This is a genomic window from Streptomyces solicavernae, assembly GCF_029968095.1.
In the GTDB taxonomy this organism is placed as follows: domain Bacteria; phylum Actinomycetota; class Actinomycetes; order Streptomycetales; family Streptomycetaceae; genus Streptomyces; species Streptomyces solicavernae.
On the sequence record NZ_JASCIR010000023.1, the window covers coordinates 34,492 to 61,013 of the forward strand.

Here is a 26,522-nt window from a genome sequence, read left to right on the forward strand (position 1 = left end):
AGGGTCCGCATGCCCCGCTACATCGAGGTCTCGCTGCCCAAGCGCGGCGTCACCTGCACCGCCCTGCTCCTCGACGACAAGGCCCCGGTCACCTGCGCGGCGGTGTGGAACGCGCTGCCCCTCGGCGGCGACGTCTACCACGCCAAGTACGCCCGCAACGAGATCTACGCCCTGGTCCCCCCGTTCGCCCCGCAGGAGCCCCCGCTGGAGAACCCGACGATCACCCCGATCCCCGGCGACCTCTGCTACTTCACGTTCACGGACACGCAGCTGAACACCTCCTCGTACGGCTACGAGGCGGCGGCCGATCAGCAGGGCGGGCAGGCCGCGCACGCCGACCGCGCCACCGTCGTGGACCTCGCCCTGTTCTACGAGCGCAACAACCTGCTGATCAACGGCGACCAGGGCTGGGTGCCCGGCATCGTCTGGGGCACGGTCGTGGACGGACTGGACCGGATGGCGGAGGCCTGCCAGGACCTGTGGCGGGCGGGCGCGCTCGGCGAGTCGCTGCAGTTCCGCAGGGCCTGAGCACAGGTGAAGGGGCGGGCCGTCCGGCCCGCCCCTTCACCTGTGATGTCTCACTGTGCCATCACTTCTCGGAGGGGACACGTCCCGGGGGTCAGCCCACCGGGTCCGTGCTCACCACGCCCTCCCGCAGCAGCTCCTGCTGCAGCAGATGCGCGGCCCGCAGGACCAGCGCGTCCCCGTGCCGCGCCGCCACCAGCTGCGCGCCCACCGGCAGCCCCTCGTCCGTCGTCCCGCACGGCACGCTGGCAGCGGGCTGCTGCGTCAGGTTGAACGGGTACGAGAACGGCGTCCACCCCGTCCACCGCGCGAGGCCGCTGCCCTGAGGGACCTCGACGCCCGCCGCGAACGCCGGGACCGGGACGGCCGGCGTGAGCAGCAGGTCGTACGTCTCGTGGAAGGCGCCCATCAGGACGCCGAGCGCCATCCGGGTGTCCACCGCGCCCAGGTAGTCGAGCGCGCTCTTCTCCGCGCCCTGAGCGACGATCTCCTGAAGGCCCGGGTCGAGCCGGGCGCGCTGCTCCGGCCCCAGCCGCTCCACGACCTTCGCCGCGCCGGTGAACCACAGCGTGTGGTACGCGTCCACCGGGTCCTCGAACTCCGGTGCGGCTTCCACGACTTCGGCCCCGAGCCCGGCGAGCAGCTTCGCGACCCGCGCCACCCGCGCCGCGACCTGCGGGTCGACCTCGGCGCCCGCGAGCGTCGGCGCGTACGCGATGCGCAGGCCCGCGAGCGAGTCGGCTTCGAGTGCGGCCCGGAAACTGCCTTCGGGGGCGGCCAGTTGGGACCAGTCGCGACTGTCCGCCCCGCACACCACGTCCATCAGGAGCGCCGCGTCGGCGACGGTCCGCGTCATCGGGCCCGCGTGCGCGAGCGTGCCGAACGGGCTCGCGGGGAACAGCGGGATCCGCCCGTACGTCGGCTTCATGCCGAAGATGCCGCAGAACGCCGCCGGGATGCGCACCGAGCCGCCGCCGTCCGTGCCCACCGAAAGGGGGCCCATCCCGGCCGCGACCGCCGCCGCGCTGCCGCCCGAGGAGCCGCCCGAGGTCCGGGTCGGGTCCCAGGGGTTGCGGGTCACGCCGGTCAGTGGGTTGTCGGTGACGCCCTTCCAGCCGAACTCCGGCGTCGTCGTCTTGCCCACGAACACCGCGCCGTGCTCCCGCAGCCGCGCCACACACGGCGCGTCCGCCTCCCACGGCTGCTCGGCGGCGATGCTCAGCGAACCGCGCAGGGTCGGCCAGCCCCGGGTCAGGAACAGGTCCTTGATGGACGTGGGCACGCCGTCCAGGAGGCCGAGCGGCTGCCCGCGCCGCCACCGCTCGGCGCTCTGTCCGGCCTGCGCGAGCGCGGCGTCCCGGTCGACCAGGCAGTACGCGTTGATCCTCGGGTCGGCCTCCGCGATCCGGTCGAGCACGGCCTGAGTCGCGGTGACCGGGGACAGCTCGCCGGACGCGTACCCCGCAAGGAGCTCGGTCGCGGTGAGCGCCGCGGGGCCGGCCGCCGAACCGCCGGGCACACCTCCGCCGGGCCCGCTTCCGCCGGGCATCCGGGCTTCTTCCTGCACGTTCGTCATCGGAGCGCTCCTTCGGCCTCGGCGGTCGCGGCGTACGGGACGTAGCCCAGCTTCTTGTCGACGACGTTGCGGAGCGGGCGGCCCGCGCGCCAGCGGCCGAAGTTGTCGACGAAGACCGCCGCGAGGTCGTCCAGCCAGGTCGTGGTGTCCGCCGACATGTGCGGCGAGACCAGGAGGCCGGGCGCGTCCCACAGCGGGCTGCCGTCGGTCAGCGGCTCCTCGCGGAACACGTCGAGTGCGGCCCCGGCCAACTGCCGGGCGCGCAGGGCCGCCAGGAGGTCGTCCTCGACGACGAGGGGGCCGCGCCCGACATTCAGGAAGCGGGCGCCGCGCTTCATCAGGGCGAAGGCGCGGGCGTCGAACATGTCCCGGGTCTGGTCGGTGAGCGGGGCCGCGCTCACCACCCAGTCGGCCTCCGGGAGCAGCGCGTCGAGCTCGGCGAAGGCGTGCACGCGGCCGACCTCCGGGTCGTCCGCGCGCGCCGTCCGGCCGACCAGGGCGACGCGCAGGCCGAGCGCGCCGAGGGTGCGTGCCGTGGCCCGGCCGATGGGACCGCCGCCGACGACGACGGCGCGGGTGCCGCCGACGCGCTCGGTGACCCGGTGCTCCCAGACCCGGCGCCGCTGCCGCTCGTACGTACCGGCGAAGTCCTTGGCGAGGGCGAGGACCTGGCCCGCCACGTACTCGGCGATGGGCTGCTCGAAGACGCCGCGGGCGTTGGTGAGGACGGTGTCCGATTCGACCAGGGCGGGGAACATCAGCCGGTCCACGCCCGCGCTCGCCGTGTGCACCCAGCGCGGCCCGCCCTCGCGCGGCCAGGCGGCGGGCAGCGCGTCGGTGGCGAAGTCCCAGACCAGCAGGGCGTCCGCGGCGGGCAGTTCGGCGGCGAGCCGGTCCTCGGTGACGATCCGCAACTCGGCCCGCCCGTCGAGGGGTTCGAGGCCGGGCGGCGGTTCACCCGAGAGGACCAGGACGCGCGGAGTGGTGCTGTCGGTCATGCGGCGGGCCGCCCTTCGGATTTCGCGGTACGACGGGCCCCCTCGCCGGGGATTGACACGCTAGGCGGCCGATCTTTAGATTGTCAACAATCTACCGTTCTGTTTGGCTGTACAGAAGCCGCAGTCAGGTCACGAACAGCCCGCCGCATCCGCCGCCCGCCGGAGCGCGGATTGTGGAATGTCGAACACCGCATGCCGAATGCCGAACACCGCATGTCGAATGTCGAATGTCGACAATTTTCTCCTCGTCTCGTCGACAGCGGGCTAGACTCCCCCGCGCGAAAGGAAATCGAACCCATGCCTGACCGGACCACCTGTGTCGGATTCCTGTACCCGGGCTTCTCCGCCGAGGACGACTACCCCCGCCTCGAAGGACTCCTCGGCGACGGCACCCGGCTCCCGCTGGTGCACACGGACATGGGCGAGGACGCGCACCGCGTGGACGCCCTCCTGGAGATGGGCTCCACGCACCGCCTCGCCGACGGCCTCACGGAACTCTCCCGGCACCGCCCCGACGCCGTCGTCTGGGCCTGTACGAGCGCCAGCTTCATCTACGGCCCCGACGGCGCCCGCCGCCAGGTCGAGGAGCTCGCCGGGGCCGCCGGGCTCCCCGTGACCCGCGCGTCCTCGACGTCCTTCGCCTTCGCCCACGCCGTCCAGGCGCTCGGCGTCCGCCGGCTCGCGATCGCGGCGACCTACCCGGACGACGTCGCCGGGTACTTCGTACGGTTCCTCGAAGCCGCGGGGGCCGAGGTCGTCCAGGTGTCCGGCCGAGGCATCATCACGGCCGCCGAGGTCGGCACGCTGAGCCGCGACCAGGTGCTGGACCTCGCCCTGTCCAACGACCACCCGGACGCGGAGGCGGTCCTGCTGCCGGACACGGCCCTGCACACCGTCGCGTACCTCGACGAGCTTGAGCAGGCCCTCGGCAAGCCGGTGCTCACCGCCAACCAGGTCTCCGCCTGGGAGGGGCTGCGCCTGGCCGGCGACGCGGAGCCGCGCGCGGGTCTCGGGGCGCTGTTCCTGCTGGCGCACCATCCCCGTATCACCGCCGGCGCGGCCTGACCGGCCGCGCCCCGACCAAGGACGAACCGAAGATGGCGGAAGTGAAGAGTCTGCGGCCCGTCAAACGGGAGCCCGCGTCCCTCGCGATCGCGTCCCAGCTGACCCAGGCCATCATGGACGGCAGCCTGCCGCCCGGACACCAGCTCGGCGAGGCCGAGCTCGCGGCCCAACTCGGCGTCAGCCGGGGGCCGTTGCGGGAGGCGATGCAGCGGCTCGTGCAGCAGGGCATCGCGGTCAGCGAGCCGCACCGCGGCGTCTTCGTCACCAAGCTCGACGAGGACGACGTACGCGACATCTACTTCACCCGCTCCGCCATGGAGGCCGCCGCCTGCCGTCTCGTCCTGCGGCAGGACCCGCAGCGCACCGCCGACCGCCTCGCCAAGGCCCACCGGGCGATGGCGACGGCGGCGCGCCGCGGCAACATGGCCCACCTCGGCGCCGCCGACATGGAGTTGCACCAGATCCTGGTCGCCGAGTCCGGCAGCCGCCGGCTCGCCCGGATCGCGGAGACCCTGTTCGTCGAGACCCGCATGTGCCTGTCGGCCCTCACTCACCGCCACCCCGACCCGCAGGCCATGGTCGAGGAGCACGCCGCCCTCATCGAGGCCCTCCGCGCCGCGGACGAGCCCCGCCTGCTGACGCTGCTTGAGGCGCATATGCAGGATGCGGTGGAGCGGTTGACGGGCGGGGAGGGTACGGCGGAGTAGCCGTACGGCTGCTCATGGCCCGACCCCTCGCTGCGGTCGGGCCATCGTGCCCTTCGCGGTCGAACTCGACCTCCACGAGCTGGACCCACCCTCCGAACACACGCAACGGCACATCTGAAAATCAGATCCCCTACCCCGAAAAGATCTGTTGGACAGGCTTTCCGGCTCGGGCCAAGGATGTTCACGCGGTAGCGCGCAACCGTCACCTCGATGAACTACCGCCCGAGTGGAGGCTGAAGTGCCGAGTGAAGAGACCGAAGTCGTCGTCGTCGGGGCCGGTCAGGCCGGCGTAGCGATGAGCGAGCACCTGGGGGCCCACGGCATACCGCACGTCGTCCTGGAGCGGCACCGCATCGCCGAGCGGTGGCGGTCGGAGCGCTGGGACTCGCTGGTGGCGAACGGGCCCGCCTGGCACGACCGGTTCCCCGGCCTGGAGTTCACCGACGTCCACCCCGACGCCTTCGCCTCGAAGGAACAGGTCGCCGACTACTTCGTCGCGTACGCCGAGAAGATCGGCGCCCCCGTCCGGTGCGGCGTCGAGGTGACGAAGGTACGCAAGCACGCGGGGCGCCCCGGGTTCCGGGTCGAGACGAGCGACGGGGCGATCGACGCCCGCTTCGTGGTGGCCGCCACCGGACCGTTCCAGCGGCCCGTGATCCCGCCGGTCGTGCCGGCCGGCGCCGGGCCCGTGCAGATCCACTCCAGCGCGTACCGCAATCCGGGCCAACTGCCCGAAGGGGCCGTGCTCGTGGTCGGCGCCGGGTCGTCCGGCGTGCAGATCGCCGACGAACTGCGCCGGTCCGGGCGGCAGGTGTTCCTCTCCGTCGGCCCGCACGACCGGCCGCCCCGGCAGTACCGCGGCCGGGACTTCTGCTGGTGGCTCGGCGTGCTCGGCCTGTGGGACCTGGACACGCCCCCGCAGGGCGCCGCCCACGTCACGATCGCGGTCAGCGGCGCCCGCGGCGGCCACACCGTGGACTTCCGCGCCCTGGCCGCCGGCGGCATCGAACTCGTCGGCATGACCACCGCGTACGAGGACGGCGTACTGCGCTTCGCGTCCGACCTCGCGGAGAACATCGCGCTCGGCGACGAGAAGTACCTCGACCTGCTGCGCGCCGCCGACGCCTACGTCGAGCGCAACGGCCTCGACCTGCCCGAGGAGCCCGAGGCGCACGTCCTCGGCCCCGACCCGGCCTGCGTGACCGAGCCGCGGCGCGCCCTGGACCTGGCCGGGGCGGGCGTGACCTCGATCGTCTGGGCCACCGGCTTCGCCGCCGACTACGGCTGGCTGGACGTCGCCGCCTTCGACGCGAACGGCCGCCCCGACCAGCGCCGCGGCGTCTCCGCCGAGCCCGGCGTGTACTTCGTGGGCCTGCCCTGGCTGTCCCGGCGCGGGTCGAGCTTCATCTGGGGCGCCTGGCACGACGCCAAGTACATCGCCGACCACATCACGACCCGGCGCGGCTACCTCGCGTACGGAACCGAGGACCGAGGATGACTGAGGAGCAGCAAGCCATGACCTCCCCGAACGCACCCGTCACCGCCGGCGGGCACACCCGGATCCGCCCCTTCAACACCCGCGACACGTACCCCGAGCAGAGCCTCGACAACGACCTCTGCCAGGCCGTCGTCGCCGGGGACACGGTGTACGTACGCGGGCAGATCGGCCAGGACCTCGACACCAGCGAGTCCGTCGGGATCGGTGACGCAGAGGCGCAGGCCGAGCGGGCCATGGCGAACATCAAGATGCTGCTCGAAGAGTCCGGCAGCCGGATGGAACACCTGGTCAAGCTGACGATCTATCTGATCGACCCGCGGTACCGGGAGGCCGTCTACCGCACGGTCGGGCGCTGGACGAAGGGCGTCCACCCGATCTCCACCGGCCTGGTCGTCTCCGCGCTCGCCCGCCCGGAGTGGCTGTGCGAGATCGACGCGGTCGCCGTGATCCCGAAGGCCGCACAGGACTCCAAGACCTCGAAGGCCGCACAGGACTCGCAGTACTCGCAGTACTCGCAGGACTCGCAGTACTCGCAGGACTCGAAGGACTCGAAGGAGGAGCAGGCATGACGTTCTCCCTGGTGGTACGGGACGGCGGGCGGTTCGGCATCGCGGCGAGCTCGTCCAGCCCCGCGGTGGCGGCGCGCGTGGTCCATCTCCGGCCCGGCACCGGCGCGGCGACCTCGCAGAACGTCACCGACCCGACGCTCGGCCCGGATCTGCTGGACGCACTCGCGGAGCACGGCGACGCGGAGCGTGCCCTGGCCGCCGTCACGGGCGCCGCGCGCAACGAGAAGACCATCGCCTACCGGCAGTTGACCGTCCTCGGGCGCTCCGGTCCCGGCTTCGCGTACAGCGGTGCGCAGACCCTGGGCACCCACGCCTCGGCCACGGCGGACGGCGCGGTGGCGGCGGGCAACATGCTGTCCGGCGCGCACATCCCCCGCGTACTGCTCGACGCGTACGCGGCGGCCGAGGGCGAGCTGGAGGAACGTCTCGTCGCCGCCATGAAGGCCGCGCTCGCGGCCGGGGGCGAGGAGGGGCCGGTGTACTCGGCGGGCCTCGCGGTCGTCGCGGACGCCGGCTGGCGCGTGACCGACCTGCGCGTCGACTGGGCGGACGACCCGCTCGACCGGCTCGGCGAACTCGTCGACGTCTGGCTGCCGCAGCGCGACGACTATGTGCGGCGCGGGCTGGACCCGGCGTCGGCTCCCTCGTACGGCGTGCCGGGGGACGAGTGATGGCCGCGGAGCGGATGAAGCAGGCCGCGCGGGCGGCCGTCGAACAGCGGACGCATCAACTCATCGGTCTCTCACAGCAGTTGCACGCCGACCCGGAGACCGCGTGGGAGGAGCACCGGGCGGCCGCGGCCGTGCCCGAGCTGCTCGACCGGGCCGGGTTCGACGTCACCTCGGCGTATCTCGGCCTGGACACGGCGTTCCACGCCCGCTTCGGCAGCGGGCCGGTGCGGATCGCGCTGTGCGCGGAGTACGACGCGCTGCCGGGCCTCGGCCACGCCTGCGGGCACAACCTGATCGCCGCGAGCTCGGTCGGCGCGGCGCTCGGCCTGGCCGCCGTGGCCGACGAGGCCGGGCTGACCGTCGAGGTGTACGGCACACCGGCCGAGGAGGGCGGCGGCGGCAAGATCGAGCTCCTTGAGCGGGGCGCGTTCGCCGGGGTGGACCTGGCGATGATGGTGCACCCGGCGCCGGTCGACGTGGCCGAGGCCCGCCCGTTCGCGGTCAGCCACTCGAAGGTTTCGTACACCGGGAAGTCCGCGCACGCCGCCGCCTACCCGGAGGCGGGGGTCAACGCGGCCGACGCGTTCACCGTCGCGCAGGTCGCCATCGGCCTGCTCCGGCAGCAGCTCCCGGCCTCGGCGCGGGTGCACGGCGTGGTGACGCACGCCGGGGACGCCCCGAACGCCATCCCCGAGCACGCGTCCGGACGTTGGTACGTACGGGCCGAAACCCTCGCGGAACTCGCCGAGCTGGAGCCGCGCGTCATGCGGGCCTTCGAGGCGGGCGCCCTCGCGACCGGCTGCGAGCTCGCCATCGAACCGGAGAGCAAGCCGTACGCGGAGTTCCGCGCGGACGAGGCGGCGCTCGCGCACTACCGCGCCAACGCCACAGCCCTGGGGCGGGAGTTCGCGCCGCCCGGCCAGGCGGCCCGGATGAACCGCGCCTCCACCGACATGGGCAACGTGTCGCAGGTGGTCCCGGCCATCCACCCGTACATCGGCATCGGCTCCCTGCCCGCCACCAACCACCAGCGGGAGTTCGCGGCCCACTGCGTCGGCGGCCGGGCGGAGCGGGCGCTGCTCGACGGGGCGGTGGCGCTGGCCTGGACCGGCGTGGACCGGGGGGCGGTGTCGTGACCACCCGCTTCCGTACCGAGTACGACATGCTCGGCGCCGTAGAGGTCCCCGTGAACGCCTACTACGGGGCGCACACCACGCGAGCCGTCGCCAACTTCCCCCTCACCGGCGAGACCCTGGCCGACCGCCCGCACCTGGTCCGCGCCCTCGCCGCCGTCAAGGCCGCCGCCGCGCGGGCCAACGCCGACCTCGGCGCCCTCGAACCCGCGCTCGCCGAGGCCGTCACGCGGGCCTGCGCCGAGGTCGAACAGGGCGCGCTGCACGACCAGTTCGTCGTCGACCTGATCCAGGGCGGCGCCGGCACCTCGACCAACATGAACGCCAACGAGGTGCTCGCCAACCGCGCCCTGGAACTCCTCGGGCACCCCCGTGCCGCGTACGAGGTGCTGCATCCCCTGGACCACGTCAACCTCGGGCAGTCCACCAACGACGTGTACCCGACCGCCGTGAAGCTGGCCCTGGACGCGCACATCGGCGAACTGCTGGCCGCCCTGGCGCAGTTGGGCGAGGCGTTCGCCGCGAAGGCCGCCGAGTTCGCGGACGTACTGAAGATGGGGCGCACCCAGCTGCAGGACGCCGTACCGATGACGCTCGGCCAGGAGTTCGGGGCGTTCGCGGCCACGCTCGCCGAGGACCGGGACCGGCTGGCCGAGGCCCGGGTGCTGCTTCACGAGCTGAACCTCGGCGGCACGGCGATCGGCACGGGCCTCAACGCCCGCCCCGGCTACCGGGAGCGCGCGGTCGGCCACCTGCGCCGCCGCACCGGCATCCCCACGCTCGTCTCGGCGCCGGACCTGGTCGAGGCCACCCAGGACGTGGGGGTGTTCGTGCAGCTGTCCGGAGTGCTCAAGCGGATCGCCGTGAAGCTGTCGAAGATCTGCAACGATCTGCGGCTGCTCTCCTCGGGCCCGCAGGCCGGGTTCGGCGAGATCGTGCTGCCCGCGCGGCAGGCCGGGTCGTCGATCATGCCGGGCAAGGTCAACCCGGTGATCCCGGAGGCGGTCAACCAGATCGCGTTCGAGGTCATCGGGTACGACGTGACGGTCACCCTCGCCGCCGAGGGCGGACAGCTCCAGCTCAACGCCTTCGAACCGGTCATCCACCGCGCCCTGAGCGCGGGCCTCGACCACCTCACCGCGGGCGTCACCGTCCTCACCGAACACTGCGTGCGCGGCATCACCGCCGACCGGGACCGGCTCGCGGCGACCGTCGCCGCCTCCACCGGACTCGTCACCGCGCTCGGCCCCGCACTCGGCCACGAGACCGCCTGCGCCCTGGCGCTTGAGGCCCACCACACCGGAAGACCCGCGCTCGACCTGATCCGCGAGCGCGCCCTGCTGACCGAGGCGGAGCTGGCCGAACTGACCAGTCCCGCCGCGCTGACCGGCCTGCCCGTGCGCTGAAGAGCACGGCAACCGGCGGCACCCGCCCTCAGCTCCGCTTCTCCACCCATCCACAAGGAGGCGTGCAATGCCTACCTCTCACACCGGCGCCACGACGACCGACTCCCGGACAGCAACAGCCGGGGCCGGGGTCGAGGCGGCCACGGACGTGGTCACCCTGCGCAGGAGCGTCGCCGCGGGTGCCGTCGGCGTGTTCGTCCACTGGTTCGACTGGGCCGCGTACGCGTATCTCGCGGGCACCGTCGCGACCGTGTTCTTCCCCGCCGGGGACCGTACGACCGGACTGCTCGCGGTGTTCGGCGTGTTCGCCGTGTCCTTCGGCATCCGGCCGATCGGCGCCCTGGTCTTCGGCCCGCTCGGCGACAGGATCGGCCGCAAGCGCACGCTGTCCCTGGTCATCTTCACCATGTCGGGCGCCACCCTGGCGATCGGCCTGCTCCCCGGCTACCACTCGATCGGCATAGCCGCACCGATCCTGCTGGTCGTGCTGCGCCTGGTGCAGGGCTTCGCGGCGGGCGGCGAGTTCGGCAGCGCGGCGAGCTTCCTCGCGGAGAGCGCGCCGCGCCGCCGCCGGGGCTTCGGCGTGGGCTGGCTGGAGGTCGGCTCACTGCTCGGCTTCCTGGCCGGTTCGTTCGTCTTCCTGCTGCTGTCCACCGGGCTCGACGAGGCCCAGCTCACCGCCTGGGGCTGGCGCATCCCGTTCCTGATCGCCGCGCCACTCGGCGTCATCGGCTTCGTCATCCGCAACAAGATCGAGGACACCCCGGAGTACCGCGCCCTCGAAGCGAACGACACCGTCCCGCGCTCCCCCGCCCGCGAGCTCCTCCGCTCCCACCGCCGCCAACTCCTCCAGGCGGCGGGCCTGATGGCGGCCATGCACGTCCCGTTCTACGCCGTACTCACGTACCTGGTGACGTACTCGACCGACCACCTCGGCCACTCCGCCGACAGCGCGGCCCTGCTCTCCACGGTCATCTCGCTGCTCGGCCTGGCGCTGGTGCCGCTGTTCGGCGCGCTCTCCGACAAGGTGGGCCGCAAGCCGGTGTTCGTCGGCGCGACGGCCGCGCTCCTGGTCGTGGCCACCCCCGCCTTCCTGCTGATGCGTACGGGGACGGCCGGGACGTGGATCGCGGGGCTGCTGCTCGGGGTGATCCTGGCGGCGATCCTCGGTACGTACGCGGTGTGGTCGGCGGAGATCTTCCCGACGCGGACCCGGCAGAGCGGCCTGTCGATCGCGTACAACGTCACGGCCGCGCTGTTCGCCGGGACGGTGCCGTACCTGATGACGGTGCTGATCTCGGCGACGGGCAGCACGCTGGTGCCGGGCCCGTACCTGATGGTGTTCGCGGCGGGCGGTCTGGTCGCGGCGCTGTCCCTGAAGGAGACGGCGGGTTCGCCGCTGCTGCACGCGGAGGACGTGGCGACGGCGGCGCCCGGCCGGGGGTAGCCCCTTAGGGTCGGGCCCGGGCAGGGTTCACCGGGCAGGGTGCACCGGGCAGGAAGGCACGAGGTGTTCTCGCATGACGTCACCGTCACCGTCACCGCTGGGGTCGCCGGGGTCACCGGGGTCACCGGGGTCACCGGGGTCACCGGGGTCACCGGGGTCACCGGGGTCACTGGGGCCACTGGGGCCACTGGGGTTCACCCTCGTACAGCTCCGCTACTTCCTGGTCACCGCCGAGCGCGGCTCGGTCACGGAGGCCTCGGTGGAGCTGCACATCGCGCAGTCCGCGGTGTCCGCCGCCATCCACAACCTGGAGCGCGACCTGCAGGTGCAGCTGTTCATCCGGCGGCGCGGCCGGGGCCTGACCCTGACGCCCGCCGGGGAACGCCTGCGCCAGCAGGGGCGTGACCTGCTCTCGCGCGCCCGCGAAGTGGAGCGGGAGGCGCGGGGCGACGGCGAGACGGTGTCGGGCCCGGTCTCGGTCGGCTGCTTCGTCACCCTCTCCCCGTACTACCTGCCCGCCCTGTTCAGCGAGTGCACGCGGCGCTTCCCGGGCATCGAGATCGACGTGTTCGAGGCGGAGACGGACCAGCTGGTGCACGCCCTGGCCACGGGCCGCATCGACTTCGCCCTCACGTACGACCTGGGCCTGTCGACCGAGCCGGAGGTGCGCAGCGAGACTCTCGCGCGGGCCCCTGCGTACGTGATCGTCGCGGCCGGGCATCCGCTGGCCGGCCGGGACAGCGTGGAGCTGGCCGAGCTGTCGGCGGAGCCGCTGGTCCTGCTGGACCTGCCGCACAGCCGCGACTACTTCCGCTCCCTGGTCGCGGCCACCGGCACGGCCCCCGACGTCCGCTACCGCACCCAGTCGTACGAAACGGTCCGCTCGCTGGTCGCACGGGGCCTCGGGTACTCCGTCCTGAACCAGCGCCCGGCGACGAGTGAGACGTACGGCGGCGGAGAGGTGGTGGAGCTGGAGCTCCGGGGCGCGGGACCGGCGTTGGAGGTCAGGCTGGCCACGCTGGAGGGGGTGGCGCAGTCCGCGCGGGCGCGGGCGGTGATGGGGGTGCTGCGGGATGTGGCGCCGGGCCAGGCGCCCTGAAACGGGTGGCGGGACACCCGAAAACCAGCGCCGCAGGCTTTGACCCCTGAGGTCACAGGGACGGGCAACCCGTGACCGCCCGCGCGTGCGCAAGGACCAGCTCCCGCGCCCGCTCCGGCCGCACCGCAGCGTTATGGCTGACGATGTGCAGGCCGTACCCGTCCTCCAGCGCCACCAGCCCATGCGCCAGATCCTGCGCCGACGCGGCCAGCGTGAACGCCCCCGTCGCCGCCCCCACCTCAAGCGCCGTCGCGTACAGCCCGACCTCCCGCGCGAACAGCGACGTCATCAGCTCGGCATGCCCGGGGCTGCGGCCCGCACGCCGGTGCAGCTGGTACAGCAGCCCGTGCTCGGAGTCCTCCGCACTGCCCGGCAGCCCGCTGTCGACCAGCGCGCGCAGCCGCGCCGCCGGCTCCCCCGCGGGCGCCTCGTCGTACGCCCGCTGCCGTGACGCCAGGAAGCTCTCCACCGCGCCGCGGTGCACCTCCAGGACGAGGTCGTCCAGCTCCGGGTAGTAATACAGGACCGAGCCCTGCGAGACGCCCGCCGCGTCCGCGATGTCCTTGATCCGCAGCCCTTCGAGGCCGCGCTCCGTGATCGCCTGCCCCGCCGCGGAGACGAGGGCCTGCCTGCGCGCCGTCTGGTTGCGCGGTCTGCCGACTCTGCTCATGACCATGGATTCTCTGCTACTCGGTCCATCTTCGGCAAGAAGTTCCGTCCCGGAGCATTGACGACTCCGTCACCTATTGTTTGAATCTCATCTCAAAGAACTCCGGACGTGCGCCGTTCTCCCGCCGTCCCGACGCGCCCCTGATCCGGGGCCACCCCGGCCCTCCGGCGCCCTCGCCACACCTCTGAACCACCTCTGACGCACCTCTGACGCACCTCTGACAACACCTCTGACAACACCTCCCGCACACCCCTGACGCACCCTCAACGCAAGTGAAGGCACCCGCATGACGACGTACTCGCACTGGCGGCAGCGCGCCGCCGAGCTCGTCCCCCGCACCCGCCTCTTCCTCGACGGCACCTGGACCGACCCCTCGGCCGGCGCCGACCCGTGGCTGCCCACCGTGAACCCCGCCACCGGCAAGACCACCGCCCACGTCGCGATCGCCGGGCCCCCCGACGTCGACCGGGCCGTGACCGCCGCCCGTACCGCGTTCGAGGACGGCCGCTGGTCCCGTACCGCCCCCGCCGAACGCAAACGCGTCCTCCTCGAACTCGCCCGCCTGATCGAGGCGCACGGCGAGGAGCTGGCCCTCTGCGACACCCTCGACATGGGCAAGCCGATCGCCGAGTCGTACGGCACCGACGTGCCCGGCGCCGCGGGCTGCTTCGCCTGGTACGCGGAGGCCCTGGACAAGCTGTACGACGAGGTCGCCCCGGCCCCGCCCGGCAACCTCGCCCTGGTCCGCCGCGCCCCGCTGGGTGTCGTGGGCGCGGTGGTGCCGTGGAACTTCCCCCTGGACATCGCAAGCTGGAAGGTCGCGCCCGCGCTCGCGGCCGGCAACAGCGTCGTACTGAAACCGGCCGAGCAGTCCCCGCAGTCGGCGCTGCTGCTCGCCGAGCTGGCCGCGCGGGCAGGCCTTCCGGACGGCGTCCTGAACGTCGTGACCGGCCCCGGCGAGATCACCGGGCGCGCCCTCGGCCTGCACCCGGACGTCGACTGCCTGGCGTTCACCGGCTCCACGGCCGTCGCCAAGCGCTTCCTCGGCTACGCCGCCGAGTCCAACATGAAGCAGGTCTGGCCCGAGGCAGGCGGCAAGAGCCCCAACCTGGTCTTCGCCGACGCCGATCTGGACGCCGCCGCCGAGCGCGCCGCCTGGGGCTTCGCGTACAACGCCGGGCAGGTGTGCTCGTCCAACACCCGGCTGCTCGTGGAGAGTTCGATCGCCGAGGAGTTCGCCGCCCGGGTCGCCGAGCATGCCCGCGCCTGGCTGCCGGGCGACCCGCTCGACCCGGCCACGCGGCTCGGCCCGCTGGTCGACGAGGCGCAGGCGGAGCGCGTCCGCGCCGCGGTGGCGTCCTCCGGCGGGACGGTCCTGTGCGGCGGTACGCGGCCCGGCCGCGAGGGCGCGTACGTCGACCCGGCCGTGGTCACCGGGCTCGCGCCCGACGCCCCGCTGGTACGGGAGGAGCTGTTCGGTCCCGTCCTCGCCGTGCTGCCGTTCCGCGACGAGGCGGAGGCGGTCCGGCTCGCGAACGACTCCGCGTACGGCCTGGCCGCGTCCGTGTGGACCCGGGACCTGAGCCGCGCCCACCGCGTCGCCGACGCGCTGCACGCCGGGACCGTCTCCGTCAACACCGTGGACGCGCTCAGCCCGTTCACCCCGTTCGGCGGCTTCAAGCAGTCCGGCCACGGCCGCGACCTCTCGCTGCACTCCTTCGACAAGTACACGGGCCTCAAGACCACGTGGATCTCGTACGACTCCTGAGACCTGACCGGCCCACGCCAGCGGTTCGCTCACGAAAGGCACAACCATGACCCTCGACGCCGCCGAACTCGCCCGCCTCGACCGGGCGCACATCATCCACCCCTACCTCCCGGGCACCGCGACCGAGCGCGTCGTGATGACCGAGGGCGCGGGCTGCCGCCTCACCGACACCGAGGGCCGCAGCTACCTGGACGCCACCGGCGGACTGTGGCTCGCCCAGATCGGCCACGGCCGCACGGACCTCGCCGACGTGGCGCACGAGCAGATGAAGAAGCTGGAGTACTTCACCAGCTTCTGGGACTTCTCCAACGAGCGCGCCATCGAACTGGCCTCAAGGCTCGCCGAGTTGGCGCCGGACCCGCTGAACCACGTGTACTACACGTCCGGCGGTTCGGAGGGCGTCGAGGCCGCGATCAAGATGGCCCGCTACTACCACCACCGCCGCGGCGAGAGCAGCCGCACCTGGATCCTGGCCCGCAGCAAGGCGTACCACGGCGTCGGCTACGGCGGCAGCTCCGCCGCCGGGTTCCCGCTGTACCAGGAGGGCTTCGCCCCGATGGTGCCGCACGTCTCGCACCTCACCCCGCCGTGGCCTTACCGCACCGAGCTGTACGGGGACCAGGCTGCGACACCACAAGACGTCACGGACTTCCTCATCCGCGAGCTGGAGGAGCGCATCGCGGAGATCGGCCCGGGGAACATCGCGGCGATGGTCGGCGAGCCGATCATGGGCGTCGGCGGCATGCTCGTACCGCCCGCCGACTACTGGCCGCGCGTGCGCGAGGTCCTGGACCGGCACGGCATCCTGCTGATCTTCGACGAGGTCGTCACCGCGTACGGGCGCGTCGGCGAGTGGTTCGCCGCCCAGTACTTCGACACCACCCCCGACATCATCGTCACCGCCAAGGGCATCACCTCCGGGTACGTACCGCTCGGCGCGCTGCTCGTCGGGGACCACGTCGCGGAGGCGCTGCTGCGCGAGCAGGGCTTCCCGATGGGCTACACGTACAACGGCCACCCGGTCGCCACCGCCGTAGCGCTTGCCAACCTGGACGTCATCGAGAAGGAGGGCCTGCTCGCCCGCGCCACCGCCATGGGCGCCTTCCTGCACGCCGAACTTCAGTCCCAGCTGGGCGAGTTGGAGGTCGTGGGCGAGGTGCGCTCGGTGGGCATGATGCTCGCCGTCGAGCTGGTCGCCGACAAGGCCACCCGCGAGCCGCTGCCCCTCGACCCGGAGCGGATGCCGCACGACGTGATCCGACGCGAGACCGGCGTCATCGTCCGCGACTCCGCGCACAGCCTGGTCCTCTCCCCGCCGCTGATCATGACCGAGGCGGAGGCGAAGGAGGCGGCGGGGGCGCTGCGCGGCGTCCTGGAGCGCACGGAGCCGAACGGCCGGATCCGCCAGGCCTGACCGCACGGGGAGGCCCGTTCCCCCGCCAGGCCTGACCGCACGGGGAGGCCCGTTCCCCCGCCGGGCCTGACCGCACGGGGAGGCCCGTCCCCCCGCCGGGCCTCCCCTCCACCCCGTACCGGCACAGATGCACCCCTCGTACCGGCACAGATCCCCCCGTACCCGCACAGACACGCACGCACCCGCACGCAGTCCCCGCAGTCCGCAGTCCCCCGACTCCCGCCCTAGGAACTGCCCGTGTCCACCAAGCTCTCCTCCCCCGAACTCCCGGCGCCCGAGGCCACCCCGGGCCTGCGGCGCAGCCTCCGCCGCTTCGACATCACCGCCATGGCCGTGGCCGCGGTGATCTCCTTCGACACCGTCGGACAGATCGCCACCGGCGGCGGTGAGGCCGCCACCTGGACGGCGGCCATCGCCCTGTTCTTCCTGCTCCCGTACGCCCTGCTGTTCGCCGAGACGGGTGCCGCGTTCCCGCAGGAGGGCGGCCCGTACATGTGGGTCAAGCTCGCCCTCGGCCGGCCCGCCGCCGCGCTCACCACCCTCTTCTACTGGGTCACCAACCCGATCTGGCTGGGCGGCTCCCTCGTCTTCCTGGCCGCCGAGACGTGGGACGGCTTCGTGTTCCCGCTGGGCTCGGGCACGTTCGCCGACTACGCGTTCAAAATCGTCTTCGTCTGGGCGGCCATCCTCACCGCGGTCGTCTCCCTCAGCCGCGGCAAGTGGATCACCACGGCCGGGGCGATCGTGAAGGTCCTCTCCCTCGCCCTGTTCACGCTCACGGCCGTCGCGTACGGAGCCCAGCACGGCTTCCAGGGCCTCACCGACGCCGACTTCACCCCGACCACGGCCGGGTTCCTCGCCCTCGTACCGATCCTGCTGTTCGCGTACGTCGGCTTCGAGGCGCCCAACGCGGCGGGCGAGGAGATGCACGACCCGCAGCGCGACGTGCCCGCCGCGCTCGGCCGCTCGGCGACCATCGCGGCCTGCTGCTACCTGCTCCCGGTCCTGGCGCTGCTCGCCGTCGTCCCGGCCGGGAAGGTCACCGGCGTCGGAGGCTTCATGGAGGGCGCGCGGCTCGTCTTCGGTGTGTACGGCGCCGCGGCCGGACCGCTCCTCACGCTCACCGCGGTCATGTTCGTCTTCGCGCTCCTCACCCAGGGCAGCGCCTGGATGATCGTCAGCGACCGCATGCAGGCCATGGCCGCGGCCGACGGCGGCTTCTTCTCCCGCGCCCTCGGCGCCTTCCACCCGAGGCTCGGCACGCCGGTCCGCACAAACCTGCTGTCCGGCGCTGTGGCCACGGTCTTCATGCTGGCGGCGATGCAACTGGCGGACGGCGACGCGGCGGCGGTGTTCACGGTCGTCCTCACGGTGGCGGTGACGACGCTGCTGCTGTCCTACCTGGTGGTGATCCCCGCCCTGGTCGTCCTCCGGCTGCGCCGCCCGGAGGTACCGCGCCCGTACCAAGTCCCGTTCGGCAACCGGGGGTTCGTGGCCTGTGCGGTGCTCGTGTACGCGTGGATCCTGATCGGCTCCTGGTCGGCCCTGTTCCCCGGCGTCCTGGAGGGCCTGTTCGGCATCGACTACGTCTTCACCGAGGTCTGGGGCGTCTCCCGCCTCGCCTTCGAGACGTTCACCCTGGGTACGGTCGCGCTGCTCCTGCTCGTCGGGGCGGTGGGGCTGGGGGTGGCGGCGCGGGAGAACAAGAAGCGGGAGAAAAGGAACAGGGTGACCGAATAGCTGGCGTCACGAGAGCGAGGACGCCCTGCCGTGCGGTGGATTAACTTAGGGACGACCGCCCGCCACCTCGCCCCCTGATAGGTTCCCGTATGTCTGGCCGCCTGCTCGAACTACATGTGGAGAACTTCCGCAGTCTGCGCGAAGTGACCGTTCCCCTGGGACCCTTGACCGTCCTGGTCGGGCCGAACGCCACCGGCAAGTCGAACCTTCTGGAAGTCTTCGACTTCCTCGCCGACGTCATCCGTACGGACCTCCAGCCCGCACTCGACTCCCGGGACGGTTTCAGCGAGGTCGCGTTCTGGGGCGGGCCCAAGCCCCCGACCACCCTGCGTATCGGACTCAAGTCGACGTGGACGACACACGCACACGAGAACAGCCCCGACGAATACGAACTCACCATCCGCCGCCGCGTGTTGAAGTCGGGCGCGGACAGTCTCTCGCGCAGCGAGTCGTTCCGGTTCAAGCGCACTCAAGGGCGCGGCCGTCGCATCACCATCTCGGGAGAGTCCGCGGAGGTCGTCGACACAAAAGCGGGCAAGTTGGACGACAGCGGCAGCTTCGGTATCCAGCGGCTGAGCAGCGGGCTGTCGACACTGCCGCGCCTGGCGAGTTCCGACGGCGGCGAGGAAGTCTCCCGCTTCGCTCAACAGCTCTCCTCCTTCCGGGTGTTCGACGTGGACGTCGCCGCGGCCCGTCGCCCGTACCGGACACGTCGGGGTTCCCGCTTCGTCGGCCTGTCCCCGCAAGCGGACAACCTCGCCGAGTTCCTGATGTACCTCCGCTCGGACGACGACGAGGCCTGGCGGTCCCTCGTCGCCGACGCCCGTACCGTCCTGCCCCAGCTGGAGGACATCGAGTTCGCCACCCTCGGCGGCGCCTCCGACCAGGTCACCGTCCTGCTCCGGGAGCTCGGCCTGCGCCGGCCGACACCGCTGGCCTTCGCCTCGTACGGCACCGTCAGATTCCTGGGCCTGCTCGCACTGCTCTACGACCCCCACCCCCCGGCGCTGACCTGCATCGAAGAGATCGACCACGGCCTGCACCCCCAGGCCCTGTCCCTGATCGTGGAGCGGCTGCGCGAAGCTTCGAGCCGCAGCCAGTTCCTGGTCGCCACGCACTCGCCGGCCCTGGTCGACCGGCTCCGCCCCGAGGAGATCGTGATCTGCGAGCGCGATGACGCAGGCGCCTCCATCATCCCGGCGCTCACGGTCGACGAGGTCGAGGCGATCGTCGAGGAGAGCGGCGACCAGCCCTTGGGCGACCTGTGGTTCTCCGGCGTGCTCGGCGGCGACCTCACCGGAGGTGAGATGTGAGCCGCCGGGGGGCAGCCGGAGCGGGGCGTGGGGTGATCGTCCTGGCAGGTGAGGACGAGAACGACTGCAAGATCCTCGCCGAAGTCGTCCGGGCCCACCATCCGGGGCTCGGAGACGCCAAGATCGTACGCATCAACGATCCCGTCCGGCTGAAGAAGAAGACGGGAGGGGATCTGGAGAGCAGCGTGCGCAGCCTGGTGGGGAAGGCCAAGGGCAAGGCCCTCCAACAGCGGGGCCGACTCGTCGCCTTCGCCGTCCATGAGGACCTGGACGGCTACACCGACGACCGGTACCGGTCGGTCCGCAGGACCGTCACCGCCGAGCTGAACCGTCAGTGCCCGGCCGACTCGGCGTACGCGCTCGCCGCGTGGGAGTCCGAGGGGTGGCTGCTCCTCTTCCCGGACGCGTTCCCGCATGTCCGGCCCAAGTGGAAGATTCCCGCGCAGCTACGCGGCAAGAACACGGGGCTGATCGACGACCCGAAGGGCAAGCTGCGGCACACCCTGAAGTCGCCGCCCTTCCGTGAGAGCGACGGCCCGCTCATCGCCCAGGAAGCAGCGAAACGGGGCCTGCTGACGGCTCCCGTGGGCCAGAACCGCTCCCACGCCGACTTCCTCGCCGACCTCGGTAACTGGTCCCGTGGTTCGTGACACGCGCGCTGACCAGGCCGCCGCCGCATCGCTGACTCAGTCTTGGCCCAGGTCGAGGAACGTCCACCGGGCCTGGGGTCGCGCACCGCTGAGCCACATCCCGCAGTTCTGCAGTACTACCGGGCTGGAGGTGATGTGCTGGGAACCGGTGTTGAGGTCGCGCAGGAACCGGTCCATCGGGCCGCGTCGCATCGCTGCCGTGCCCGCCCAGCGGTGGACCGTGCGACCCACGTCGAGGGCGGTCGTCGTCGCGTGGTTGAGCGTGAGGCGCAGCAGGGTGTCCTGGTCCGGGGTCGGCAACTCGCCTGCGTCCAGGGTGGCTTCGATGTCCTGCCACACCTCCATGGCCCAGGCCCGGGCCGCCCGGAGCCCGGCCTCCGCGGTCGCGTACTCCGCGTGGAACTGGGAGGTGTCGACGGGGGCGTTACGGGTGCCGGTGCGGGCGGCGGCGACCGACCTCAGCTCGTCGAGCAGGCGCCGCCCCACCCCGAAGGCCCAGCCGGTGTGCCCGAGCGCGGACAGGTTGACCAGGCCCAGGCGGTAGACCGCGCCGCCGTTGGCCGGGGTGGTTGTGGTGGCGGGGTAGGTGTGCGTCGCCGGGACGTACACGTCGTCGCAGTGGTAGTCGACGCTGTACGTGGCGCGCAGCCCGAGCACGTCCCAGTTGCCGTCGAGGACCACCTCGGACCTGGGCATCGCCAGGACCCGCAGCTCCCCCGTGCCCTCGACCTGGATCGCGCTGTGGATGTGGGAGGCGTGCGCCATGCCGGAGGCGAACTGCCAGGCGCCGCTGACGAGATAGCCGCCGTCCACCGGGACGGCCCGGCCGGGACGGGTGCCCTGCCCGGCCAGCAACGCGTGCTTCCCGGTCGCGACATCGGGGAACAGCTCCGCCGCCGCGACCGGTCCGAGGTAGGCCGCGGTGGTGGCGGTCATCACCTGCAGCGCCTGCATCGTCCAGCCGGCGGCCGCGTCGTGGTGGCTGACCTGCTCGACCATCTCGATCAGCTGGCGCGGTGAGAACTCGTAGCCGCCGAGGCTCTTCGGCAGCTCGGCCCGGACGATCCCGGCGTCGAGCAGGGCCCGCACGGTGTCCTCGGTGTGCCGTCCGCGCTCCTCGGCCGGGCCCGCCTCCGCGTCGAGGGCCGGGCCGAGCTCCGCTATCCGGTGGAGCACTGCGGGAAACTCCGGGCTGATGTGCAGTTCGGTGTGCTGTCCCGTGTGCAGTTCGGTTTGCGGTTCGGTGTGCGGTTCGGTGTGCGGTTCGGTGCGCTGTCCCGGGTGCAGCCCGGTGTGCGGTTCGGTGTGCGGTTCGGTGCGCTGTCCCGGGTGCAGCCCGGTGTGCGGATCGGTTTGCGGTTCGGTGTGCTGTCCGGGCGTGGGCGTCATGAAGGGGCACTCCTTGCTGTCGAGTCCGAGTCCGAGTCCGAGTCGAGGTCGAGGCCTAGGCGAGATCAACTCTGCGCATTCTGGGGTCAGTTGAGTGCCCCACTCGGGTCGGACACGCTCAACTGGCGTGTCACGTAGGTCATATGCTGACTGTGGCCCGCCTCGATCCAGCGCCCCGGCGTGCCCGTGCCCGCACTTCCGGACTGCCGGGCGCAGGCGTCGAGCCAACGGTCGCCGTCGCTGAAGTGCGGGCCGCGGAAGTCCATCGTCTCGACGAGGCGCAGGGCGAGCGAGCGGACGCGCTCCGCCCGATCCGGCCCGCCCGTCGGCGCCTTGGCCAGGAGGAACGTGCGCTCCGTCGTGTACCGCAGCAGGCCCCACGCCGGGCCGCCCCCGCGCTCCGTCGGCTGGTCCGCGCCGCCGACGTGCTGCGCCCCGTAGTCGCCGTACACCGGCCGCAGTGCGTCGGGACCGGCAACGTGCAGGACCAGGTGCCGGACGTCCCAGTCGAAGCGGTGCGGTTCGGTCACCTCGCCGACCGGGACGTCGCTCAGGTCCGGGGGCAGCGAACCGGCGATGAGCGCGACCGTCCGCCACCGGTGCAGCCCGCCGAGCAACTCCAGGGCGCGCACGGCCCACTTGTCGGCCCGGTGGTGCTCGTCCGTGACGGCGCCCAGGTCGAGGAGGAGGTCGAGCGGCCCGGCCCCGGCCTCCCGTACGCGCCGGGCCAGCTCCCGTACCGCCTCGGCCTGACGCTCGTCCGGCAGACCGGGCAGGAGTACGCGCACGCCCAGGCCGTTGCCGCTCGCGCGGGCCGTCCGTGCCGTGGCGTCCTGCTGCCACTCCGGCCGCTCGACGCCCGTCACCGGCCGCAGCGGGCTGCCGGGCAGATGGTTCCACAGCTCCCCCGCCACCGGCCCCGCCTCGTCCTCCACGTGGAAGGCGTCCACCCAGGCCGGGAGCGCCCCTTGCGCCCGCATGATGTCGACCGTACGGCGCCGCACATGCGCGGCGAGGGCCACCGGGTCCCGGTCGTACAGGACCTCCGGCCGGTGGCCGAGGAGTCGTTCGGGGCCCGTTCGCGGCGGTACGGTCCAGACGGGCGCGGTGACCGCCCGGATCCACGGCTTCAGCCCGGCGTACGCCGCGAGCGCGCTGCTCCGGGCCGGCAGCACGGGCACGTAGAGCGGTGGGGGCGTGTGCCGTGGTGCGGGCGTGTGCAGCGGTATGGAGTCGGCCATCGCGAACAGCCCCCGTCTTCCCCGCGAGAACGTCCCGTCCTGATCGCAGAGTCGCCCGGGACAGTCGATGACGAAAGGGGGCGTCCGGGGCGAGGGGTCATATCTCGCCACTTCGACCACCCGGCGCACGGAAGCTCGGCGGCTGGTGCCTGGTACCCCAGCGCCTCGTACCCGGTACCCCGGCGCCCCCGGCGCCGTTAGCATCGGCCGATGGGCGCGATGATCCGGGGAGCCAGTCTGCGCGGCTTCGCACGGCTCGTGACGGAGCTCGGCGGCGACCCCGAGGAGTTCCTCGACCGGTTCGCGATCCCCGCGGCCGCGCTCACCTCCGAGGAAGGGCTCGTCCCGATCGACGCCCACGACCTGATGCTGGACGCGGTCGCGCGTGACCTGGACTGCCCCGACTTCGGCCTCCGCCTCGCCGACACCCAGGACGTCAGCATCCTCGGCCGCCTCGCCCTCGCCATCCAGGCGTCCTCGACCCCGGCCGAGGCGCTCGACTGCGCCTCGCGGTTCCTGTTCGTGCACAGCCCGGCGCTGCGGGTCGGCGTGGAGCCGGATCCGCGGGGGCGGCGCGAGGTGGTCGCCCTGACGTACCGGAAGGACCTGCGCGACTCCCCGTACTCCCCGCAGGCCACCGAGCTCGGGCTCGGGGTGTTCCACCGGGTGGCGGCTGCCCTGGCCGGGGGGCTGCGGGGGCTGCGCTCAGTGGAGCTGCCGCACCAGCCCCTGTCGCCGGTCGCCCGGTACACCGGGTTCTTCGGCGCGGACGTGAAGTTCGGCTGCCCGACGGCCGCGCTGCGCGTCGAACGGCGGCTGCTCGACGAGGAGTTCGAGGGCGCGGACGAGACGATCCGCAAGCTCGCCCTCGACTACCTGGCCAGTCACCACACCGACCCGGAGGAGCTGGTCTCCACCCACGTACGACGGACCCTGGCCGGCAGCATCGGCGCCAACCCCGCCTCCCTCGCCCAGGTCGCCCGGCTGCTCGCGCTGCACCCGCGCACCCTGCAACGCCGCCTCGCCGCCGAGTCGACCACCTTCGCCGAGATCCTCGAAGACGTCCGCAGGGACCTCGCGCTGCGCTACCTCACCACCACCGACCTGCCGTTGGGCCAGGTCGCCGCGATGTCCGGCTTCGCCGACCAGTCCGGCCTCAGCCATGCCGTACGACGCTGGCGCGGCACGAGCCCGAGCGAGGTGCGGCGCCGGGTGCGGCCCCGGGTGCGGGGCCGTCGCCCGCACTGAGCCCGGCCGCGCGTACCGAGCCCGGCCGCGCGTACCGAGCCCGCCCGCGCGTACCGAGCCCGCCCGCGCGTACCGAGTTTGTCGCGCTGGAACAAATCCCGCCGCCCGCGGCCCGGCATCCTGCTGGCTCGACAGCGACAGCGAGGAGTAGTCCATGGCGACAGCCGGAACCGACCAAGGAACCGACCGAGGAACCGACCGAGGAACCGACGACCACCTGACCGCGATCGGCGCCCGGCCGATCCCCGAGTTCGACGGCGTGCACGACGTGTGGCCGCGCGGCGACCGGCTGCGGGCGGTCCGGGAGGCCGCCGCCGCGTACAAGGAGCGCTTCAAGGCGCAGGGCCGGGTGCGGGCCGTGAAGTCGGTGGACATCGCGGCGGCCCCGTACCCCGTGAAGTACGCCTTCCACGACGCCGTCTCGGTGCCCACGCTCCCGCTGATCTCGATGATCAACCGCATGATCGTGGTGCAGTACGAGGACTTCGACGGCCGGGCCCGCACCCTCGTGTTCGAGCCGACGGTGCCGGACGGGTCGGCGGAGGCGCCGTTCTACCGCAACCTGCAGAAGCTGACCGCCAAGGTCCCCGGCGGCAGGCTCCTGGAGCGGGTGGTCCTCAAGTACTACGCCGAGCCCGGCGACGTACTGCGCCGCCTCGGCCTCACCCCCGACGACATCGACTTCTGCACCTTCGACCACCTGCACGTCCAGGACCCGCGGATGATCCTGGGCTCCACCGAGGTCATCGAGGGCGAACACGCCCCGCGCCGGGCGCTGTTCGGCGGGGCGCGGATGCTCGTGCACCGGCGCGAGCTGGACACGCTGCGGTCCCTGCATCCGATGCAGTGGGCGTGGTACGTGGACGGCGGGCTCGGCGGCGTGGACCCGGAGCAGTTCGTCGCCTTCGACGGCGACATCGAACTCGGCCCCGGCATAGCCCTGTTGTGGACGCCGGGTCATACCGACGGCAACCACTCCCTCGTACTGAACACGCCGGACGGGGTGTGGGTGTCGTCGGAGAACGGCATCTCCCTGGACAACTGGCAACCGGAGCTGTCCCGCATCCCCGGAGTGCGGCGCTACGCCAGGGAGTTCGGGCGCGAGATCTGCCCCAACGCCAACACCCTTGAAGACTCTCTCGACCAGTACGACTCGATGGTCAAGGAGAAGACCCTCGCCGACCGCTGCAAGGCCGACCCGCGCTGGCTGCAGATCCTGCCGTCGACGGAGCTGGCCCCGTGGAAGCGGTTCTGGCCGGTCGTTCCGACGTACGTCCACGGCGGCATCGCGTACGGGACGATCACGGGCGGGACGAACGCGGGCGGGACGAGCGCGGGCGGGACGAGCGCGGGCGGTACGAGCGCGGGCGGTACGGTCACGGGCGGTGCGCGGTGACCGCCGCCAGCGCGGGCGCGGTCGTCACGGGCGCGGGGCGCGGCCTCGGCCGACTGATCGCCGCGGAGCTGGCCGGGCGCGGCCACCGGGTCCTGGTCACCGACGTGGACGCGGACGCGGCCCGCGCGACGGCGGACGAGCTGGGGCCCCAGGTCTCCTGGGCGGCCGTGGACGTACGCGACGAGACCCAGGTCGCCGCCGCCCGGGACCGCATCGTGCGGGAGGCCGGGCGCCTGGACGTCTGGGTCAACAACGCCGGTGTCCTGGCAACCGGCCCCGCCTGGGATCAGTCGGCCGACGTACGCCGCCTGATGGTCGAGGTCAACGCGCTCGGCACCGTCAACGGCACGGTCGCGGCGATCGAGGCCATGCGACGCAGCACCGACGCCGGAGGCGGCACCGGCGGCACCGGCGACACAGGCGACACAGGCGACACAGACGGCACTGGCGGCACCGGCGACACAGACGGCACAGGCGACACAGGCGACACCGGCGACACAGGCGACACAGGCGACACCGGCGGCACCGGCGGACACATCGTCAACGTCGTCTCGCTTGCCGGGCTGACCCCGGTCCCCGGCGAGGCGGTGTACGCCGCGTCCAAGCACGCCGCGCTCGGCTTCAGCCTCAGCACCCTCGCCGACCTGCGCCTCGCCGGGATCAGGAACATCCGGATCTCCTGCGTCTGCCCCGACGGCATCTGGACCCCGATGCTCCACGACAAGCTCGACGACCCCGGCTCGGCGCTGTCGTTCTCCGGCAGGCTGCTCAGGCCCGAGGAGGTCGTCGACGCGGTACGCCAGGTCCTCGACCGGCCCCGCCCGGTCACCGCGGTCCCGAGGGGGCGGGGACTGCAGGTCCGGCTCGCCGCCGCACTCCCCTCGCTCGGCCTGCGAGCGCTCCCGCTGGCGGTGGCGCGGGGGCGGCGGGTGCAGCGCAGGATGCTGGCGCGGCGATCGGCGCCGGGGCGTCGGCCGAACCGGTAACGTCACGCCCCTT

At 72.6% G+C, this 26,522-nt stretch carries 23 protein-coding genes; 18 read left to right on the top strand and 5 right to left on the bottom strand.

The features are described from left to right. The first annotated feature begins 9 nt into the window (after positions 1–9). Complete coding sequence (locus tag QIS99_RS23235) at positions 10–528, top strand: DUF3830 family protein (RefSeq protein WP_282515544.1); 519 nt, start codon at positions 10–12, stop codon at positions 526–528. Between the two features lie 91 nt (positions 529–619). Here QIS99_RS23235 and QIS99_RS23240 read toward each other — a convergent pair whose 3' ends face one another. Next, complete coding sequence (locus QIS99_RS23240; protein WP_282515545.1) at positions 620–2,101, bottom strand: amidase; 1,482 nt, start codon at positions 2,099–2,101, stop codon at positions 620–622. After that, positions 2,098–3,099, bottom strand: a complete 1,002-nt coding sequence (locus tag QIS99_RS23245) for a D-2-hydroxyacid dehydrogenase (RefSeq protein ID WP_282515546.1) — start codon at positions 3,097–3,099, stop codon at positions 2,098–2,100. Before QIS99_RS23245 ends, QIS99_RS23240 begins: the two co-directional genes overlap by 4 nt. A 297-nt stretch (positions 3,100–3,396) precedes the next feature. Here QIS99_RS23245 and QIS99_RS23250 point away from each other — a divergent pair, with 297 nt between their 5' ends. The 9 genes from QIS99_RS23250 to QIS99_RS23290 all read left to right on the top strand — a co-directional run bounded on the left by QIS99_RS23250 (position 3,397) and on the right by QIS99_RS23290 (position 12,694). Further along, the gene (locus QIS99_RS23250; protein WP_282515547.1) at positions 3,397–4,164 is read left to right on the top strand and encodes a maleate cis-trans isomerase family protein; all 768 of its coding nucleotides are present in this window, start codon (positions 3,397–3,399) and stop codon (positions 4,162–4,164) included. Positions 4,165–4,196: 32 nt separating this feature from the next. Then, positions 4,197–4,871, top strand: a complete 675-nt coding sequence (locus QIS99_RS23255) for a GntR family transcriptional regulator (RefSeq protein ID WP_282515548.1) — start codon at positions 4,197–4,199, stop codon at positions 4,869–4,871. Between the two features lie 238 nt (positions 4,872–5,109). Beyond that, on the top strand, positions 5,110–6,369 hold the full coding sequence (locus QIS99_RS23260; RefSeq protein WP_282515549.1) for a flavin-containing monooxygenase: 1,260 nt from the start codon (positions 5,110–5,112) through the stop codon (positions 6,367–6,369). A 17-nt stretch (positions 6,370–6,386) separates the two neighbouring features. Then, a complete protein-coding gene (locus QIS99_RS23265; RefSeq protein ID WP_282515550.1) occupies positions 6,387–6,938 on the top strand; it encodes a RidA family protein in 552 nt (183 codons plus the stop codon). After that, positions 6,935–7,609 (top strand): DUF1028 domain-containing protein, encoded by a 675-nt coding sequence (locus QIS99_RS23270; protein ID WP_282515551.1) that lies wholly within the window; start codon positions 6,935–6,937, stop codon positions 7,607–7,609. The genes QIS99_RS23265 and QIS99_RS23270 overlap by 4 nt, the downstream gene beginning before the upstream one ends. After that, positions 7,609–8,745: a M20 family metallopeptidase gene (locus tag QIS99_RS23275; protein ID WP_282515552.1), complete on the top strand. Its 1,137-nt coding sequence runs from the start codon at positions 7,609–7,611 to the stop codon at positions 8,743–8,745. The genes QIS99_RS23270 and QIS99_RS23275 overlap by 1 nt, the downstream gene beginning before the upstream one ends. After that, complete coding sequence (locus QIS99_RS23280; RefSeq protein ID WP_282515553.1) at positions 8,742–10,148, top strand: aspartate ammonia-lyase; 1,407 nt, start codon at positions 8,742–8,744, stop codon at positions 10,146–10,148. The genes QIS99_RS23275 and QIS99_RS23280 overlap by 4 nt, the downstream gene beginning before the upstream one ends. A 67-nt stretch (positions 10,149–10,215) precedes the next feature. After that, complete coding sequence (locus QIS99_RS23285; protein WP_282515554.1) at positions 10,216–11,595, top strand: MFS transporter; 1,380 nt, start codon at positions 10,216–10,218, stop codon at positions 11,593–11,595. Positions 11,596–11,668: 73 nt separating this feature from the next. After that, positions 11,669–12,694, top strand: a complete 1,026-nt coding sequence (locus QIS99_RS23290; RefSeq protein ID WP_282515555.1) for a LysR family transcriptional regulator — start codon at positions 11,669–11,671, stop codon at positions 12,692–12,694. A 52-nt stretch (positions 12,695–12,746) separates the two neighbouring features. Here QIS99_RS23290 and QIS99_RS23295 read toward each other — a convergent pair whose 3' ends face one another. Further along, complete coding sequence (locus QIS99_RS23295; protein WP_282515556.1) at positions 12,747–13,364, bottom strand: TetR/AcrR family transcriptional regulator; 618 nt, start codon at positions 13,362–13,364, stop codon at positions 12,747–12,749. Between the two features lie 286 nt (positions 13,365–13,650). Here QIS99_RS23295 and QIS99_RS23300 point away from each other — a divergent pair, with 286 nt between their 5' ends. The 5 genes from QIS99_RS23300 (at position 13,651) to QIS99_RS23320 (ending at position 20,249) form a co-directional block, all read left to right on the top strand. Next, on the top strand, positions 13,651–15,132 hold the full coding sequence (locus QIS99_RS23300; protein WP_282515557.1) for an aldehyde dehydrogenase: 1,482 nt from the start codon (positions 13,651–13,653) through the stop codon (positions 15,130–15,132). 46 nt (positions 15,133–15,178) lie between these two features. After that, positions 15,179–16,546: an aminotransferase family protein gene (locus QIS99_RS23305; protein WP_282515558.1), complete on the top strand. Its 1,368-nt coding sequence runs from the start codon at positions 15,179–15,181 to the stop codon at positions 16,544–16,546. Between the two features lie 237 nt (positions 16,547–16,783). Next, the gene (locus QIS99_RS23310) at positions 16,784–18,286 is read left to right on the top strand and encodes an APC family permease (RefSeq protein ID WP_282515559.1); all 1,503 of its coding nucleotides are present in this window, start codon (positions 16,784–16,786) and stop codon (positions 18,284–18,286) included. 89 nt (positions 18,287–18,375) lie between these two features. Next, positions 18,376–19,599 (top strand): AAA family ATPase, encoded by a 1,224-nt coding sequence (locus QIS99_RS23315; protein ID WP_282515560.1) that lies wholly within the window; start codon positions 18,376–18,378, stop codon positions 19,597–19,599. 32 nt (positions 19,600–19,631) lie between these two features. Next, positions 19,632–20,249 (top strand): hypothetical protein, encoded by a 618-nt coding sequence (locus QIS99_RS23320; RefSeq protein WP_282515561.1) that lies wholly within the window; start codon positions 19,632–19,634, stop codon positions 20,247–20,249. A gap of 36 nt (positions 20,250–20,285) precedes the next feature. Here the strand turns inward: QIS99_RS23320 and QIS99_RS23325 are convergent, their stop codons facing one another. Beyond that, the gene (locus QIS99_RS23325) at positions 20,286–21,638 is read right to left on the bottom strand and encodes an acyl-CoA dehydrogenase family protein (protein ID WP_282515562.1); all 1,353 of its coding nucleotides are present in this window, start codon (positions 21,636–21,638) and stop codon (positions 20,286–20,288) included. A gap of 86 nt (positions 21,639–21,724) precedes the next feature. After that, positions 21,725–22,879 (bottom strand): beta family protein, encoded by a 1,155-nt coding sequence (locus QIS99_RS23330; protein ID WP_282515563.1) that lies wholly within the window; start codon positions 22,877–22,879, stop codon positions 21,725–21,727. 210 nt (positions 22,880–23,089) lie between these two features. On the opposite strand from QIS99_RS23330, the gene QIS99_RS23335 reads away from it, so the two are divergent. The 3 genes from QIS99_RS23335 (at position 23,090) to QIS99_RS23345 (ending at position 26,509) form a co-directional block, all read left to right on the top strand. Further along, a complete protein-coding gene (locus tag QIS99_RS23335; protein WP_282515564.1) occupies positions 23,090–24,127 on the top strand; it encodes an AraC family transcriptional regulator in 1,038 nt (345 codons plus the stop codon). Between the two features lie 154 nt (positions 24,128–24,281). Beyond that, positions 24,282–25,523, top strand: coding sequence for an MBL fold metallo-hydrolase (locus tag QIS99_RS23340; protein WP_282515565.1), 1,242 nt, complete (start codon positions 24,282–24,284; stop codon positions 25,521–25,523). Beyond that, positions 25,520–26,509 (top strand): SDR family oxidoreductase, encoded by a 990-nt coding sequence (locus tag QIS99_RS23345; protein WP_282515566.1) that lies wholly within the window; start codon positions 25,520–25,522, stop codon positions 26,507–26,509. Before QIS99_RS23340 ends, QIS99_RS23345 begins: the two co-directional genes overlap by 4 nt. Positions 26,510–26,522: the final 13 nt, after the last annotated feature.

What these genes read in the sequence shown, in the direction of transcription:
- QIS99_RS23255 (WP_282515548.1), top strand. Translation starts at nt 4,197, where the DNA reads ATGGCGGAAGTGAAGAGTCTGCGGCCCGTCAAACGGGAGCCCGCGTCC.
- QIS99_RS23325 (WP_282515562.1), bottom strand. Translation starts at nt 21,638, where the DNA reads ATGACGCCCACGCCCGGACAGCACACCGAACCGCAAACCGATCCGCAC.
- QIS99_RS23340 (WP_282515565.1), top strand. Translation starts at nt 24,282, where the DNA reads ATGGCGACAGCCGGAACCGACCAAGGAACCGACCGAGGAACCGACCGA.
- QIS99_RS23315 (WP_282515560.1), top strand. Translation starts at nt 18,376, where the DNA reads ATGTCTGGCCGCCTGCTCGAACTACATGTGGAGAACTTCCGCAGTCTG.
- QIS99_RS23245 (WP_282515546.1), bottom strand. Translation starts at nt 3,099, where the DNA reads ATGACCGACAGCACCACTCCGCGCGTCCTGGTCCTCTCGGGTGAACCG.
- QIS99_RS23285 (WP_282515554.1), top strand. Translation starts at nt 10,216, where the DNA reads ATGCCTACCTCTCACACCGGCGCCACGACGACCGACTCCCGGACAGCA.
- QIS99_RS23270 (WP_282515551.1), top strand. Translation starts at nt 6,935, where the DNA reads ATGACGTTCTCCCTGGTGGTACGGGACGGCGGGCGGTTCGGCATCGCG.
- QIS99_RS23290 (WP_282515555.1), top strand. Translation starts at nt 11,669, where the DNA reads ATGACGTCACCGTCACCGTCACCGCTGGGGTCGCCGGGGTCACCGGGG.
- QIS99_RS23330 (WP_282515563.1), bottom strand. Translation starts at nt 22,879, where the DNA reads ATGGCCGACTCCATACCGCTGCACACGCCCGCACCACGGCACACGCCC.
- QIS99_RS23240 (WP_282515545.1), bottom strand. Translation starts at nt 2,101, where the DNA reads ATGACGAACGTGCAGGAAGAAGCCCGGATGCCCGGCGGAAGCGGGCCC.
- QIS99_RS23275 (WP_282515552.1), top strand. Translation starts at nt 7,609, where the DNA reads ATGGCCGCGGAGCGGATGAAGCAGGCCGCGCGGGCGGCCGTCGAACAG.
- QIS99_RS23250 (WP_282515547.1), top strand. Translation starts at nt 3,397, where the DNA reads ATGCCTGACCGGACCACCTGTGTCGGATTCCTGTACCCGGGCTTCTCC.
- QIS99_RS23300 (WP_282515557.1), top strand. Translation starts at nt 13,651, where the DNA reads ATGACGACGTACTCGCACTGGCGGCAGCGCGCCGCCGAGCTCGTCCCC.
- QIS99_RS23295 (WP_282515556.1), bottom strand. Translation starts at nt 13,364, where the DNA reads ATGAGCAGAGTCGGCAGACCGCGCAACCAGACGGCGCGCAGGCAGGCC.
- QIS99_RS23235 (WP_282515544.1), top strand. Translation starts at nt 10, where the DNA reads ATGCCCCGCTACATCGAGGTCTCGCTGCCCAAGCGCGGCGTCACCTGC.
- QIS99_RS23305 (WP_282515558.1), top strand. Translation starts at nt 15,179, where the DNA reads ATGACCCTCGACGCCGCCGAACTCGCCCGCCTCGACCGGGCGCACATC.
- QIS99_RS23335 (WP_282515564.1), top strand. Translation starts at nt 23,090, where the DNA reads ATGGGCGCGATGATCCGGGGAGCCAGTCTGCGCGGCTTCGCACGGCTC.
- QIS99_RS23265 (WP_282515550.1), top strand. Translation starts at nt 6,387, where the DNA reads ATGACCTCCCCGAACGCACCCGTCACCGCCGGCGGGCACACCCGGATC.